The organism is Cupriavidus nantongensis, assembly GCF_041726985.1.
GTDB lineage: Bacteria > Pseudomonadota > Gammaproteobacteria > Burkholderiales > Burkholderiaceae > Cupriavidus > Cupriavidus nantongensis_A.
Genome location: NZ_CP168302.1, coordinates 540,313 through 552,412 on the forward strand (window position 1 = coordinate 540,313; position 12,100 = coordinate 552,412).

Consider the following 12,100-nt stretch of genomic DNA (forward strand, 5'->3'; position numbering starts at 1 on the left):
TTATTTCTGTTCGATGTTGGACGTCGGCTGCAGGCCCGGCGCGGCGGTGGCGCCCGGGGCGGTCGACATAAGCTTTTCGATCTGGATCGCGGCCAGCTGCAGGTCATACTGCGCGGCGATCAGCTCATTGCGCGCGCCACGCAGCACGCGCTGGGCATCGAGGTAGTCCAGGATGCCGCGCTCGCCGAAGCGGTAGGCGGCCTCGGCCACGCCCAGCGCCGACTCGGCCTCGCGCACGATGCCGGACTCCAGCGCGGTCACCTGGGCCTGGTTGATCTCGTACTGGCGGTAGGCCGCTTCCAGTTCCTGCGTCAGCTCGAACTCGCGCATCTCCAGCGCGCTGCGCGCCTGCGTGGCCTGTGCCGTGGCTTCGCCCACCGGGCCGCGGCGGCGGTCCCACAGCGGGATGGTCAGGATCAGGCCGATCTGCGAGACGTTGTTGTCGGGCTGGCGGTCAGTGCTGGCGCGCAGCGCCACTTCCGGCCAGCGCAGCGACTTCTGGTAATCGACGCCCAGCTGCGCGCGCTCCAGCTCCATGCGGCGCTGGACCAGTTCGGCGTTGCTGGCGGTCATGGTGTCGCGCAGCGCCGGCAGCGGCGGCACGTCTGGCGCCTGGCCGAGCGTGCCCGCCAGCGAGAACTGCCCCGGCATGGCGCCGCCCACCTGCTGGCGCAGCGCGGCCTTGGCCTGGTTGACGCGCAGCTCGGCGGTCTGCTGGCTCTTCTGCGACGCCAGCAGTTCGGTCTCGGCCTTGATCAGCTCGTAGCGCGGGGCCTCGCCCACTTCCACGCGCAGGCGTGCGCGCGAGTGGATCTGGCGCATCATCGCCAGGTCCTCCTCGGCCGCATGCAGCTCGCTCTCGCGGCGCAGCACGTCGTAGTAGGCGGTCTTCACGCGCGCGGCCAGGTCGGCGCGAAAGCCCTGCCGCAGCGCCTGCGACGATTCCAGCCCGCGGGTCGCCATGGCCTCGCGCAGGCTGCGCTGGTGCGGGTAGTCGAACTTCTGCACCACCGCATAGCTGGGCGCATTGCCGCTGGCCACGCCCGGCTGCTTGCCGGACATGCGGCCATACATCACCTCGACCTGCGGATTCGGATAGGCGCGGGCGCTGCTGATGGCGGCGCTGGCCGCGTCGACATTGGCTTCGGCGGCGGCCACGCCCTTGTTGGTGGACTGGGCCAGGTCGAGCAGCTGGGGCAGCGAGTAGGCGGGGCCTTCGGCGGCGGCGCCGGCAGCAGCGGTCTTCGGTACGGCGGCGGCCGCCAGGATGGCGGCGCCCGGCAGCGGCGCGGCCGCCGGCTTGGACAGCGGTGCGCGGGCCGCGGGCGCGGCACCGGCCAGGTCCGTCGCCTTTGCGGACGTGCCGCCTTGGGCTCCGGCCTGGGCCGGGGCCGCGGCAAGCGCCATCAGCGAAAGCGACGCGATCAGGGTCAGCTTGGTTGTTGTCATGAGTCGGGAAAGCAAGCGATACGTCTGCCTCTCGCCACGCTGCCGCCCGCCCCGGGTGACGCTGTCACGGGGACGCAATCACGGCAGGACGCACAACGGCGGCGGCATGCCGGCGCGGTCAGGCGGCAGGCAGGCTGGCGATATCAGGCAAAGGGGCGCGGCCCGCGGCTGGGCGGCTGCATGCGGCAGCGCGCACGGTGCGGGCGCAGGAAAGCGGTCAGGCCTGGGCTATGGGCGGCCGGAAAAAGGCCGAAGGCGGCGGGTCGGCGCGGCCGGGCGGGCGCTGGGCCACGTCACCGCTGGGCAGCAGCAGCTTCACCGGCGGCAACGCAAACAGCGCGCTGGATTCTTCGATCTCGTCGAGCAGGTCGAGCGGATCGAGCAGGTCGGCCGACCAGATATTGCAGTACCCGGGGGGCGGGTCATCGCAGATATCGTCGTCGTGCAGCCCGTCGTCGCCGGGCACAACGATGCGGCCCAGATCGTCGACAGGCTGGGACGCCGCCATGTCGATCAGGTCCACCCCCGCCTGTTGCGTCCCCGGCAACGCCGCGCGCGCGTCCGCCGCTGCTCCGAAGGAGAGCAGCGACAAGCACATGGCAGTCAGCAGCAGGAACAACAGTCGCATTGGGTCGGGGGCATTGACGGCATCGCCGGTGGCCAGGGGTGTTGCGGGGCTACCAGGGATGCTGCAGGACAGCATTGTAACTGAACGATTACGATTGACAGGGAATCGTTACGTTCGTTCCCTTGCTGTAGAGAGAGTGCGCGCCTTTCACGTCTTTCAGACTCCTCCCCTTTCCCGCCATTGCCCGTCTCCGTAGGCTTCTTTCACCTTTCGCCCAAGCGGCGCAGGGTATCGTCTGCAATTTCGTAATACAGGAACGAGTGACAAATGAGCGCTATAATTGCGTATTACCCATTGTCGGAGCCACTCATGCAAGGCACGACCCTGTCATTCCGCGCAGGCGAAGAACTGGCTGAGCAAACCCGCGCGCTGGCGACTGCGGCGGGCCAGAAGACATCGGACTATATCCGCGACGCCGTCCGCGAGAAAAACGAGCGCGAGATGGCCAACCGTATCGCGATGCTGTCGCGCAAGTTAGGGGCGAAGCACCTGGCTGCCAACGAAGAGATGGACAGCACCGCCGGATGACGGCATTGCTTAAGCTGAGGCGGGGACAGGTCTGGGAGGTGGACTTCAATCCCCAGAGCCACCGGGAAGAGCCGGCTAAGCGCAACCGGCCGGCGCTGGTGCTGCAGACCGATCTGCTCAACGATGCCGGCCATCCGACTACGATCGTCGTGCCCGGGACATCACAGACCGAGTCCGAGGATTGCTTTCCGCTGCGCGTGGCGCTGGGGAAGCTGCCGGGGCTGGCCCATGAAACGGACCTGTTGATCGACCAGGTCCGCGCGATATCTAATCGCCGTTTCATGGGCAGCCGCCCGGTGGCGACGCTGGCGCCCAATCACCTGCGCAAGGTGGAAGAGGCCATGCGCCTGCTGCTGCGGCTGTAGGTGTTGCCGCGACGCAGACGCCCTACACCACCCTGAACCCATGCGTCCCGTCGCGCTCCAGTTGCGCGATCAGGCCGAATTCCCAGTCCAGGTAGCCCTGCATCGCCTCGCGCGGGTTGTCGGTGCCTTCATAGGGACGGCGATAGCGGTCGGTGCGGTCCGAGGCCAGGCGCGTCTCGCCGCTCTCCAGCGGCAGCCCCGCGGCGATCCAGGCCTGGGTGCCGCCTTCCAGCACGAATATCTCCGCATCGGTCAGGCGCCGCAGGTCGGCGGCGGCAAAGCGCGCCAGCAGGCTGCTGCCGCAGGTGAGCACGTAGCGCTGCGGCCGCGGGATGCGGGCCAGCGCGTCGGCCAGCTGGGCGCGAATGACAAAATACGCGCCCGGGATATGGCGCCTGACGTAGTTGGCGCTGGTAGTGAAATCCAGCACGGCGGTGCTGCCGTCGCCTGCCTCCAGCCACGCAGCCAGCTGCGCCGTGCCGACGTTGGCGACGGGCGCTGGCGTTGGCACGGGCGCGGCCACCGCACCGGTTTCGCTACGCGCCGACGCGGCCACCGGTTCCACCACCCATACCTCCCAGCCCATCTGTGCCAGCCAGGAGCCCGTCATGCTGGCACGCACGTCATCGTCGTCGGCCAGCACGATGCGCGCGCCGCGCACCGGCGCGCTGTGGTCGGTCTCCTGCACCAGTTGCCCGCCCGGTGCGTTGACGAAACCCGGCAGATGGCCGTCGGCAAATTCCTCGGGTGTGCGCACATCGAAGCGGTACACCGTACGGCCAGGCGTCTGCAGCGTGTCCAACTGTGCCAGCGCAATGCGCCGCACGCCGGCCCGGTCGGCGATCTCGCGCGCGCCGCGGCGGGCGCTGTCGCGGTTGGCATCGCTGACCGTGGCCGGGGCGCGGCGGCTGGCGCCATGATCCAGCTGCTGGCCGGCCAGGGTCCAGCCGATGGTGCCGTTGCGCAGCGCCGCCACCGGGTTCGGGATCCCCGCGTTCACCAAGGATTGCGTGCCGATGATACTGCGCGTGCGGCCCGCGCAGTTGACGATCACGCGCGTGCGCGGATCGGGCGCCAGCTCGCGCACGCGCAGCACCAGCTCGGCGCCCGGCACGCTGGTGGCGGTGGGGATGCTCATGGTCTGGTACTCGTCGAAGCGGCGCGCGTCGACGATCACCACATCGGCCCGGCTGTCGATCAATGCCTGCACTTCCTCGGCCGCCAGCGACGGCGTATGGCGCGCGGCTTCGACCACTTCGCCGAACGACTTGCTCGGCACGTTGACGTCGCGGAACACTTCACCGCCGCCATCGATCCACGCACGCAGGCCGCCTTCGAGCAGATGCACGCGGGTATAGCCCAGGCCCTGCAGCACGGCTGCCGCGCGTGGCGCCAGGTCAGCGCCGGCATGCTCGCCGTAGACCACGACCAGGCTATCGCGGCGCGGGATGCGCGCCCACGCGTCCAGCTCCAGCCGCGATAGCGGGAAGTTGGCAGCCCACAGCGGGTGCTGCTGAGCGAAGGGATCTTCCTCGCGCACGTCGATCAGTGCGATCTCGTCGCGGTTGCGCAAGGCGTTGCGCACGGCTTCGGGAGAAACCGTCGGAAAGGCCGGCGTAGCGGAAACGTTGGTCATGACTGGGCAAGTTCGCGGGAGCGGTCCCACAGGTTGGGCAGGGTCTGGTTGGAATAGCCGGAGACAAAGGGCTTGCGGGTGCCATCCTCGGTGTAGACCGAGCGGCGCACCGCGCCGATATTGGCGCCGTAGACATGGATGCTGACCGAGACGCGGTCGTCGTAGACGTTGTTGACGCGATGGATATCGCCCACGGCCGGCGACACGGCTTCGACCTGCCCTGGCAGCAAGCGCACGCTCGCGCCGCTGGCAACCGGACGCCCGGCGGCGTCGAGCGCGAACGCCTGCGCGTCTTCCGCGCCGCGCAGCATGCCGATCAGGCCCCACACGGTGTGGTCGTGGATCGGCGTGCGCTGGCCCGGTCCCCAGACAAAGCTGACGATGGAGAAGCGCTCGGCGGAATCGCAATGCAGCAGGTGCTGCTGGTAGTACTCGGGGTGCGGCTGGGCCCACGCCTCGGGCAGCCAGTCATCGCGCGCAACCAGCGTCGCCAGCAACGCCCCGCCTTCACGCAGGATGCGCGGCTCGTCGGGATGCTGGTCGAGCAGCGCGGCCAGGCCGGTGATGAAATCGCGCAGCGGCGCCAGCGCGTTGGGATCGGGGGAACTGCCCATGGGAATGCTCCGGAGTGTCTCGTTGTGGTTGCCGGCCGCCGGGGCCAGCCGCGCGGCCCTCTGCGGGGCGCTGGCCCCGCAAACATAGCATGGCGGGCGCGGCGGCGCTTACACGCCCAGCTGCGCGCGCCCGGCGGCGAGCAGGATCGAATCGTTCTGCGGCGTATGGATGCGGCTGCACAGCACGTCGCGATAGTGGCGCTCGAGCGGGTGGTTGCGGCTCAGCCCGTAGTTGCCCGACAGCTGCAGGGCCAGCTCCGCCGCGCGGATGGCGTTGCCGGTCACGGTGAACTTCAGCAGGCCGCTGTCGGCGCTTGCCGGCGGAGCACCCGCGTCGGTGCGCGCCGCGGCATCGTCGAGCAGCACCTGGTTGACGCGCAGCAGCGCGGCGATCTCGCCGACGGCCTCCTGCACGCGCGGCAGCGTCGCCAGCGGCGCGCCCAGGCTGCCGGGCGCGCGCTCGCGCACGAAGTCGTTGAGCCACGCCGACGCCGCGCGCGCCACCGCGTCATAGAGGCTGCCCAGCAACACCACCATCCAGGCCTGCTGGTCCGCATTGGCGTCTGCGTCCGCCTGGCTGGCGCCGGCCGGCGCCCACGCCGAGGGCGGACGGATATCGACGGCGTGGTCCGGCGGGATCCAGACATTGTCGAGCACGGTCTCGTGGCTGCCCGAGGCACGCAGGCCAAGGTGGTTCCAGTTCTCCACGATGCGCACGCCGGCGATACCCGACGCAGGGCCCGGCACCAGGAACACGCCGACGCGCGGCTGCGGCTCGTCGGTGCGCGCCCACACCGCGAGCCAGCGCAAGGCGGGGATGCCGGTGCTGTACAGCTTGCGGCCGCTGACGCGCCAGCCGTCGGCCACGCGCGTCGCCACCGTGGCCGGGAGGCCGCCGCGCGCGGGCGAGCCCAGTTGCGGTTCCACCCGCAGCGAATTGATCAGCGCGCCCTCCTGCACCGCGCTGGCGAAGACCTGCTCGCGCAGCGCCGCCGGCCAGTGCGAATCGGCGCGCGCAATGGCGCGATGCTGCAGGTAGGTCATGGTCAGCACCAGCGCGGTCGCGGCGTCGCCGCCGGCCAGCGCTGCCACGATGCGGCGCGCCTGCACCAGGCCCGCGCCGCCGCCACCATGAGCGCGCGGCACCACCTGCGCAATCAGGTCATGGGCGTGCAGCTGCGCAAAGTTGTCGTGCGGGAAGCTGGCCGCTGCATCGTGCGCGCCGGCAGCGGCGGCAAAGCGCGCGGACAGCACCGACAGCACCTCGCCTAGGCGCGCATCGCTGGCAGGCAGCCGGCGCTGGGCAGACGTCAGGGACATGAAGCAAGACTCCGGTAAGAGATGAGCGCGCGGTGCGCACCGAATGCCGCCTAGCGTAGCGCCGCCGGCGCCCGGCGAAAACGATGCTTATTGAATATGGAGCGTCGTTTTTATTCGTTAGCGCAGGCGCGCCGCTGTCGTACTTTCTGCCTCAGCCCAATCCAACCCGACACCGACTTCCAGGAGAACGCATATGAGCGTCGATTTCATCGGCATGATCCAGAGCCAGAAGCAATCCGAGATCCATCCCCCGTCAGGCCCGGTGATCGATCGCGACTACGTGCGCGCATTTGCCCAGGCGCACGAGCAGGCCGGCTTCGACCGCATCCTGGTGCCGCACCACTCCACCGGTCCGTCGGCAACGCTGACCATTGCCTACGCCGCCAGCGTGACCGAGCGCATCCATTTCATGCTGGCGCACCGCCCCGGCTTTACCGCGCCGACGCTGGCTGCGCGCCAGATCGCCACGCTCGACCAGTTCAGCGGCGGCCGCCTTGGCGTGCACTTCATCTCCGGCGGCTCGGACAGCGAGCAGCAGCGCGACGGCGACTTCCTCGACCATGACCAGCGCTATGCGCGCACCGACGAGTACCTGCACATCCTTCGCCGCATCTGGACCGAGACCACGCCGTTCGACCACGAAGGCCAGTTCTATCGCTTTACGCAGGGCTTCTCCGAGGTCAAGCCGGCACAGCAGCCGCATGTGCCGATCTATTTCGGCGGCGCCTCGGCCGCCGCGCTGGCCGTAGCCGGCAAGCATGCGGACGTTTACGCGCTGTGGGGCGAGTCGCTCGACCAGGTGCGCGAGCTGACTACGCGCGTGCGCGCCGAAGCCGCGCGCCACGGCCGCACGGTGCGCTTCTCGGTATCGTTCCGGCCGATCCTGGCCGAGACCGAAGACCAGGCCTGGGCGCGCGCCGACCGCATTCTCGAACGCACCCGCGCGCTGCGCGTGCAGGCCGGCTACAGCCGCGGCGGCCCGCAGCAGAGCGAGGGGGCTCGCCGCCTGCTGGCAGCGGCCGACCGGGGCGATCGCGTCGACCAGCGCCTGTGGACCGCGATTGCGCGCGAGACCGGCGGACGCTCCAACTCCACCGCGCTGGTCGGCACGCCCGAGCAGGTCGCGCAGGCGCTGCTGGCCTACTACGAGCTGGGCGTCACCACCTTCCTGATCCGCGGCTTCGATCCGCTGGAAGACGCCATCGACTACGGCCGCGAACTGATCCCGCGCGTGCGTGCCCTGGTGGCCCAGCACGACGCCGCACAAGGGACACAGCGCCAGGCCGCCTGAACGCACCCCCACACCACACCACGAAGACGAGAATCCCACATGAGCCACAACCACAGCAACCATGCCGACCCGCGACGACGCCGCGTGCTGCGCCTTGCCGGCGCCGCGGCCGTGGCCGCGCCCGCGCTGATCCTTGGCCGGCAGGCCTGGTCGGCGCCGCGCAAACTGACCTTTGCCTGGAACCAGAATTCCTTTTGCCTGACACCGGTAGTGGTGGCGCAGGAGAAAGGCTTCTTCGAGAAGAACGGCCTGCAGGTCGACCTGATCAACTACAGCGGCTCCACCGACCAGCTGCTCGAATCGATCGCCACCGGCAAGGCCGATGCCGCGGTGGGCATGATCCACCGCTGGCTCAAGCCGCTCGAGGCCGGCTTCGACGTCAAGATCATCGGCAGCTCGCATGGCGGCTGCGTGCGGCTGGTGGGATCGAAGGCCGCGGGCGTCACCACGCTGCAGCAACTGAAGGGCAAGACCGTTGGCGTCAGCGACCTGGCGGCGCCCGGCAAGCACTTCTTCACCATCCTGCTGGCCAAGAATGGCATCGACCCCGACAAGGACGTGACGTGGCGCCAGTACCCGGCCGACCTGCTCGGCGTGGCGGTCGACAAGGGCGAGATCCAGGCCATCGCCGACGGCGACCCTAATCTCTACCTGCTGGAAAAGCGCACCAACGGCGCCTACGTGGAACTGGCCACCAACCTTACCGGCGAGTACGCGCGCAAGGTCTGCTGCGTGGTCGGCGCGCGCGGCGAACTGGTGCGCAACGACCGCCCCGCGGCGACGTCGCTGGCGCGCGCCATCGTGCAGGCCACCGACTATGTCAACGAGAACCCCAACGAAGCCGCCAGGGTGTTTGCGAAGTATTCCCCCAAGATCCGCCCGGATGACCTGCGCAAGCTCTACGCCACGCTGACTTACACCCACCACCCGACCGGCGTCGACCTGCGCGACGAGATCGCGTTCTATGCCGACGATTTCCGCCGCATCGGCGTGCTGAAGAAGTCCACCGATGCCAAACGCCTGGCGCAGCATGTCTACGCCAACGTGCTGGGGTAATGCCATGACCACAAGCCAAAGCGCGTTCGAGCCAGGTCTCGGGCGCCCGTCCTCCGCTGCGCCCGCACCGTACGCAACCGCAGCCGCATCCCGCCACGCCGGCCCGATCTGGGCCACCGGCATCCTTGCCGCGCTGGCGTGGGCAGCGTTCGGTGCGCTGACATGGCGATGGCCCAACCAGGCAGTTGGCTTCAGCGACTGGGCCTATACCGCGGAGCTTGGCATCGCGGCGCTGGCGGGCGCGGCCGTGCTCGCCGTGGTGGCGCTCGCCGGCCAGCGGGCCCGGGCCGCGCAACGTCCACTGGCGGCGTTGCGCACCGCCGGCCCGTGGCTGGTGGCGCTGCCCGTCGCGCTGTCGGCCTGGGAAATCCTGACCGCCAAGACCGCGATCCTGCCCACGCCGTTCTTCGCGCCGCCGCAGGCGCTGATCGAGGTGTATGCGGACGACTGGCCGCGGCTGGGCGAGAGTGCGCTGAACACGCTGAAGCTGCTGGGGCTGGGTGTCGCGTATGGCGGTCTGGCGGGCTTCCTGGTGGGCGTGTCGATCGGCTGGTCGCGGCGCATCGGCTACTGGGTGCATCCGGTACTCCGCGTGCTGGGGCCGTTGCCATCGACCGCGCTGCTGCCGCTGACCTTCTACTTCTTTCCGTCCAGCTATTCCGCCGCGGTGTTCCTGATTGCGCTGGCCACGGCGTTCCCGGTCGCGGTGCTGACGTGGTCGGGCGTGGCCGGCGTCAACAAGAGCTATTACGACGTCGCGCGCACGCTGGGCGCATCGGGCTGGTTCCTGGTGCTGCGCGTGGCGATCCCGGCGGCGCTGCCGCAGGTGTTCGTCGGCCTGTTCATGGGGCTCGGCGCTTCGTTCTCGGTGCTGGTCACCGCGGAAATGATGGGCGTGAAGTCCGGCCTCGGCTGGTACCTGACCTGGGCCCAGGGCTGGGCCTCGTACGTCAACATGTATGCGGCGCTGATCGTGATGGCGCTGTTGTTCTCGGGCGTGATCACGCTGCTGTTCGCCGCGCGCGACCGCGTGTTGTCTTGGCAGAAGGGGACGGTGAAATGGTGAGCGTGGTGGAGCGGTTGAAGTCATCGGGATCTTTTCCGCGCGCGAAGCAGGCTTCCCTTTCCCGCTACGCGCAGAGCGAAGACGCAGGAGTGCCGACCGGCGCCCGTATCGATATCCGGCAGGTCAGCCACTGGTTCGGCCAGGGCAACGAGCGGCTGCAGGTCCTTGACAACGTCGACCTTGGTGTGGCGCCGGGCGAATTCGTCGCCCTGCTCGGCCCCAGCGGCTGCGGCAAATCCACGCTGCTGCGGCTGGTCGCGGGGCTGGACCAGCCTACGTCGGGCGAGATCCTGCAGGATGGCGCGCCGATTACCGAGCCGGATCCCTCGCGCATCGTGGTGTTCCAGGACCCCACGCTGTACCCGTGGCGCCGGGTCTGGGACAACGTCGCGCTCGGGCTGCAGGCACAGGGCATCCTCGCGCAGCAGCGCGATCGCGTCGACGACGCCTTGCGCCGGGTCGGGCTGGAATCGTTCGCGCGCGCCTTCCCGCACCAGCTGTCCGGCGGCATGGCGCAGCGCGTGGCGCTGGCGCGCGCGCTGGTCAACGAGCCGCGGCTGCTGGTGCTGGACGAGCCGCTGGGCAAGCTGGATTCCCTGACGCGACTGGCGATGCAGAGCGAGCTGGTCGAGCTGTGGCAGCGCTCGCGCTTCTCGGCGCTGCTGGTCACGCATGACGTGGAAGAGGCGCTGTTCCTGGCGCAGCGCGTGATCGTGTTCAGCCAGCGCCCGGCGCGCATCGCGGCCGAGCTGCGGGTCGACCTGCCCTATCCGCGCCATCGCGGGGATCCGCGCCTGACCGCATTGCGCCATGAGGCGCTGCGCCACCTGGGACTCGACGCCAGCTGGTAATGACACGCGTGGCGCCGTACTTCCCCGCGCTGGCCGCCCGATGAGCGGCCTGCCGCCGCAGGCCTGGCTGAATGCGCTGCTGGTGCTGGTCGAGGCGCTGCAGCGCGGCCTGCTGTCGCTCTGGCATGCGCTGGGCCTGACCGGCGACAGCCACGGCCAGCCCGCCTGGCCGTGGGCGCGACGCGTGGCCGGCGAAACCCTGCTGATCGACCTGGGCCTGGCACGCCAGCTCGGCCTGACCCTGTGCGCGCTGGCCGTTGCCGTGCTGGCCGTGGCGTTGGCGCTGGCCTGGCGCCGCCGTCGCGGCGTGCTGCTCGCCGCCGGTGCGCTGGCACTGGTGGCGGCGCCGTGGCCCAGCATCTCGCTGCTGTGGGTGCCGGCCGCGCCCACCAGCTTTCACACCAGCCCGGCGCGTTTTTCCGTCGACACCATTACCCTGGGCGCGCGCGTCTATACGCAGCATTGCGCCAGTTGCCACGGCACGGACGGACGCGGCGAAGGGCCGCTCGCCGCCGGCCTGGCAGTGTGGCCGCCCACGCTGGCCAGCCCGCTGCTGGCGCGGCGCGCCGACGGCGAGCTGTTCTGGCATGTGCTGGCCGGCATGCGCGACCGGCTCGGGCAACCCACCATGCCGGCCTTCCGCGACCGGCTTGGCGATGCCGAGGCCTGGGCCGTGATCGACTACATGAAGGCGCTGTCGGCGGGCAGCGGCGGCGACGGCAACTGGCCGGTGCCGCTGCAACTGCCTGAGATGACGGTCCGTTGCGCCGACGCCGCGCCGATGGCCCTGTCCGCCTGGCGCGGCGGGCAGCGCGTGCGGCTGGTGGCGGTCGACAGCGGCACCGCGCTGCCATTCGACGATCCGCGCTTCCTGACCGTGCTGGTCACGCCCGACGGCCGCCCGCCGGCGCAGGTGCCGCGCTTCCGCGCTGGCTGCACCGCGGCCTCCGCGCAGGCATGGCAAGCCATCGCAGCCATCTCTGGCCGGCCGCCTGCGCACCTGGCCGGCACCCAACTGCTGGCGGACCGCGCCGGCTGGCTGCGCGCGCGCGGCACGCCAGACCGGCCATGGTCCGACGCAGACCTGGTGTGCGTGTCCGGTCCGCAAGCCGGCACGCAAGGCGCGCCCGCCGCGGTTACCGACGGGCTGACAGCGCTGCTTCTGCGCATGGACGCCGAGCCCGTCCGCTTCGTCAAGGGCGGCTTCATTCACTGAGCTGCCGTCACCGGCCCGCACCGATCCGCGTGCGGTCCATCCGCTCGACCTTCACCATTTTTTTACAGCTGACGCTGGGC

12 protein-coding genes are annotated in these 12,100 nt (G+C 70.0%); 7 read left to right on the forward strand and 5 right to left on the reverse strand.

The window, feature by feature from the left end:
- Together ACEI37_RS02205 and ACEI37_RS02210 are read right to left on the reverse strand one after the other, a co-directional pair.
- Nucleotides 1-1,449 carry a TolC family protein gene (locus ACEI37_RS02205; protein ID WP_373377119.1) on the reverse strand — a complete coding sequence of 483 codons (1,449 nt, stop codon included), beginning with the start codon at nt 1,447-1,449 and terminating at the stop codon, nt 1-3.
- Nucleotides 1,450-1,666: 217 nt separating this feature from the next.
- Nucleotides 1,667-2,077, reverse strand: coding sequence for a cobalt-zinc-cadmium resistance protein (locus ACEI37_RS02210; RefSeq protein ID WP_373377120.1), 411 nt, complete (start codon nt 2,075-2,077; stop codon nt 1,667-1,669).
- A gap of 309 nt (nt 2,078-2,386) precedes the next feature.
- On the opposite strand from ACEI37_RS02210, the gene ACEI37_RS02215 reads away from it, so the two are divergent.
- Both ACEI37_RS02215 and ACEI37_RS02220 read left to right on the forward strand, forming a co-directional pair.
- Entirely contained in the window at nt 2,387-2,605 is a 219-nt protein-coding gene (locus ACEI37_RS02215; RefSeq protein ID WP_373377121.1) for an antitoxin of toxin-antitoxin stability system, read from the forward strand.
- Between the two features lie 5 nt (nt 2,606-2,610).
- Nucleotides 2,611-2,970: a type II toxin-antitoxin system PemK/MazF family toxin gene (locus tag ACEI37_RS02220; RefSeq protein ID WP_373377702.1), complete on the forward strand. Its 360-nt coding sequence runs from the start codon at nt 2,611-2,613 to the stop codon at nt 2,968-2,970.
- A gap of 22 nt (nt 2,971-2,992) precedes the next feature.
- Here ACEI37_RS02220 and ACEI37_RS02225 read toward each other — a convergent pair whose 3' ends face one another.
- The 3 genes from ACEI37_RS02225 to ACEI37_RS02235 form a co-directional block, all read right to left on the reverse strand.
- Nucleotides 2,993-4,606 (reverse strand): rhodanese-related sulfurtransferase, encoded by a 1,614-nt coding sequence (locus tag ACEI37_RS02225; RefSeq protein WP_373377122.1) that lies wholly within the window; start codon nt 4,604-4,606, stop codon nt 2,993-2,995.
- Nucleotides 4,603-5,220: a cysteine dioxygenase gene (locus tag ACEI37_RS02230; RefSeq protein WP_373377123.1), complete on the reverse strand. Its 618-nt coding sequence runs from the start codon at nt 5,218-5,220 to the stop codon at nt 4,603-4,605. The genes ACEI37_RS02225 and ACEI37_RS02230 overlap by 4 nt, the downstream gene beginning before the upstream one ends.
- A 108-nt stretch (nt 5,221-5,328) precedes the next feature.
- Nucleotides 5,329-6,540, reverse strand: a complete 1,212-nt coding sequence (locus ACEI37_RS02235; RefSeq protein ID WP_373377124.1) for an acyl-CoA dehydrogenase family protein — start codon at nt 6,538-6,540, stop codon at nt 5,329-5,331.
- 193 nt (nt 6,541-6,733) lie between these two features.
- Between ACEI37_RS02235 and ACEI37_RS02240 the strand changes: the two genes are divergently transcribed.
- From ACEI37_RS02240 to ACEI37_RS02260, 5 genes are read left to right on the forward strand one after another with little or no spacing between them, the layout of a single operon-like run.
- Nucleotides 6,734-7,831, forward strand: a complete 1,098-nt coding sequence (locus tag ACEI37_RS02240; protein ID WP_373377125.1) for an LLM class flavin-dependent oxidoreductase — start codon at nt 6,734-6,736, stop codon at nt 7,829-7,831.
- A 39-nt stretch (nt 7,832-7,870) separates the two neighbouring features.
- Nucleotides 7,871-8,887: an ABC transporter substrate-binding protein gene (locus tag ACEI37_RS02245; RefSeq protein WP_373377126.1), complete on the forward strand. Its 1,017-nt coding sequence runs from the start codon at nt 7,871-7,873 to the stop codon at nt 8,885-8,887.
- Between the two features lie 4 nt (nt 8,888-8,891).
- On the forward strand, nt 8,892-9,953 hold the full coding sequence (locus ACEI37_RS02250; protein WP_373377127.1) for an ABC transporter permease: 1,062 nt from the start codon (nt 8,892-8,894) through the stop codon (nt 9,951-9,953).
- Nucleotides 9,947-10,804: an ABC transporter ATP-binding protein gene (locus ACEI37_RS02255; RefSeq protein WP_373377128.1), complete on the forward strand. Its 858-nt coding sequence runs from the start codon at nt 9,947-9,949 to the stop codon at nt 10,802-10,804. The genes ACEI37_RS02250 and ACEI37_RS02255 overlap by 7 nt, the downstream gene beginning before the upstream one ends.
- A 40-nt stretch (nt 10,805-10,844) precedes the next feature.
- On the forward strand, nt 10,845-12,020 hold the full coding sequence (locus tag ACEI37_RS02260) for a cytochrome c (protein ID WP_373377129.1): 1,176 nt from the start codon (nt 10,845-10,847) through the stop codon (nt 12,018-12,020).
- Nucleotides 12,021-12,100: the final 80 nt, after the last annotated feature.

Coding starts and splice junctions, on each gene's coding strand:
- ACEI37_RS02205 (WP_373377119.1), bottom strand. CDS start 1,449: ATGACAACAACCAAGCTGACCCTGATCGCGTCGCTTTCGCTGATGGCG.
- ACEI37_RS02210 (WP_373377120.1), bottom strand. CDS start 2,077: ATGCGACTGTTGTTCCTGCTGCTGACTGCCATGTGCTTGTCGCTGCTC.
- ACEI37_RS02215 (WP_373377121.1), top strand. CDS start 2,387: ATGCAAGGCACGACCCTGTCATTCCGCGCAGGCGAAGAACTGGCTGAG.
- ACEI37_RS02225 (WP_373377122.1), bottom strand. CDS start 4,606: ATGACCAACGTTTCCGCTACGCCGGCCTTTCCGACGGTTTCTCCCGAA.
- ACEI37_RS02230 (WP_373377123.1), bottom strand. CDS start 5,220: ATGGGCAGTTCCCCCGATCCCAACGCGCTGGCGCCGCTGCGCGATTTC.
- ACEI37_RS02235 (WP_373377124.1), bottom strand. CDS start 6,540: ATGTCCCTGACGTCTGCCCAGCGCCGGCTGCCTGCCAGCGATGCGCGC.
- ACEI37_RS02240 (WP_373377125.1), top strand. CDS start 6,734: ATGAGCGTCGATTTCATCGGCATGATCCAGAGCCAGAAGCAATCCGAG.
- ACEI37_RS02245 (WP_373377126.1), top strand. CDS start 7,871: ATGAGCCACAACCACAGCAACCATGCCGACCCGCGACGACGCCGCGTG.
- ACEI37_RS02250 (WP_373377127.1), top strand. CDS start 8,892: ATGACCACAAGCCAAAGCGCGTTCGAGCCAGGTCTCGGGCGCCCGTCC.
- ACEI37_RS02255 (WP_373377128.1), top strand. CDS start 9,947: ATGGTGAGCGTGGTGGAGCGGTTGAAGTCATCGGGATCTTTTCCGCGC.
- ACEI37_RS02260 (WP_373377129.1), top strand. CDS start 10,845: ATGAGCGGCCTGCCGCCGCAGGCCTGGCTGAATGCGCTGCTGGTGCTG.